The organism is uncultured Methanofollis sp. (assembly GCF_937919355.1).
Classification (GTDB): Archaea; Halobacteriota; Methanomicrobia; order Methanomicrobiales; family Methanofollaceae; genus Methanofollis.
Genome location: NZ_CALFSA010000204.1, coordinates 1 through 1,361, shown reverse-complemented (window position 1 = coordinate 1,361; position 1,361 = coordinate 1). Strand labels below are relative to the sequence as shown.

The following is a 1,361-nucleotide window of genomic DNA, read 5'->3' as shown; positions in this document are numbered from 1 at the left end:
CGGTGCCCTGGTTCGTCACCCAGACCTGCTCGCGTTCTGTCTCTTCGGCCCTGATCAGGGACCGCGCCCGCGTCACCCATTCGGGGCTCTCCCCCCGTATCCCGAAGAGGACCGGGTCTGGGGTGTGGGGGACACAGACGACGACATGGTTCTCCCGGTCCACCGAGTCCCAGGTATGCGGCCAGGTCGCCGCCTCGGCCGCAAAGACCGACGCCTTTTCGACAAAACGCGGCGTCCCCCAGACCGCCGTGCGGCGGTACGCAAGGAGTTCCCATGTTCTGTCGGGAAGAACGCTTGCGACTGCCGCGGTTGCCCCGATGAGGCCACGCCCGTTCTTCCAGCCGTGATACAGCGCACCCTCCCTGTCGAGGACTCCCTTTGCTTCCTCGATGGTGCAGAAGTCCTGCACAGCCTTCCAGTAGAAGGCCGGGTCGGGGCGGCGCTCTGCCACGACAAGGCCGGGGTTGGTGTTTTCGCAGGAGAAGTCGGCAAGTTCCTCGACTAGCCCCGACGCAAGGGAGAACGCCTCTTCCCTGTCACCTCCGGCCTCGATACAGACTGCCGCGTTTCCCCGCGTCTTGAAGGGCGCGTTCGGGTTGAGCCTGACCAATCTCACCTCGAAGACTTCCATTCCTGCCGCCCGGAGCGCCGCGGCGAGGCGCGCCCCGAGATAGGTCGTGCACATGCCTGCAGGAGAGTCGGTATCGTCGATCCCTATGAACATGAAGCGATTATTTATTAGGGTGTCGTACTATATCCACTTTTAACGGGTGCCTATGTCACAGGAACGTCTCCTTGATATGGTCGTCAGTGTCATGCTGACGGCGGGCTATGAGGTTTCGGAGAGGTGTAGCCTCCGCCCCCGCTCCTTCGATCTTATCGCAGGAAAAGGAGACGTCCTTCTCGTCATCAAGGTCGTATCCCACATCGATTCTGTTTCCGAGGAGATCTCCCGTGACCTTGACGCCATTGCCCGGCACCTCGGTGCGTCGCCCCTGATCATCGGTGAGAGAGCACGGGACGCCGACCTCGAACGCGGCACCGTCTATGTGCGCTATGGGATCTACGCGATCAGCCCGGCCACCCTGTACGACTTCCTCGTAGAGCGCGTGCCCCCTCTCATCTATGCCCAGCCCGGCGGGCTGTACGTGAACATCAATGGAGAGATGCTCAAAGACCTCAGGGAGAAACGCCAGCTCTCTCTTGGCGACCTCGCCCGCCATCTCGGTGTTTCCCGCCGGACGATCAGCAAGTACGAAGACGGGATGTCCACGACCCTGGATGTTGCGATCCAGCTTGAGGAACTCTTCGACGAGGCGGTGGTCGAGGCGATCGACCTTCTCTCCTATATAGATCGGAAG

Annotated in this window: 2 protein-coding genes; one reads left to right on the top strand and one right to left on the bottom strand. The window is 61.6% G+C overall.

The genetic code is table 11. The annotated features are described in order from the left end of the window. A partial coding sequence (locus Q0520_RS09845) for a DUF1743 domain-containing protein (protein WP_298669518.1) occupies positions 1–724 on the bottom strand: 724 nt, incomplete at its 3' end. A gap of 52 nt (positions 725–776) precedes the next feature. On the opposite strand from Q0520_RS09845, the gene Q0520_RS09840 reads away from it, so the two are divergent. After that, a partial coding sequence (locus tag Q0520_RS09840; protein ID WP_298669515.1) for a transcriptional regulator occupies positions 777–1,361 on the top strand: 585 nt, incomplete at its 3' end.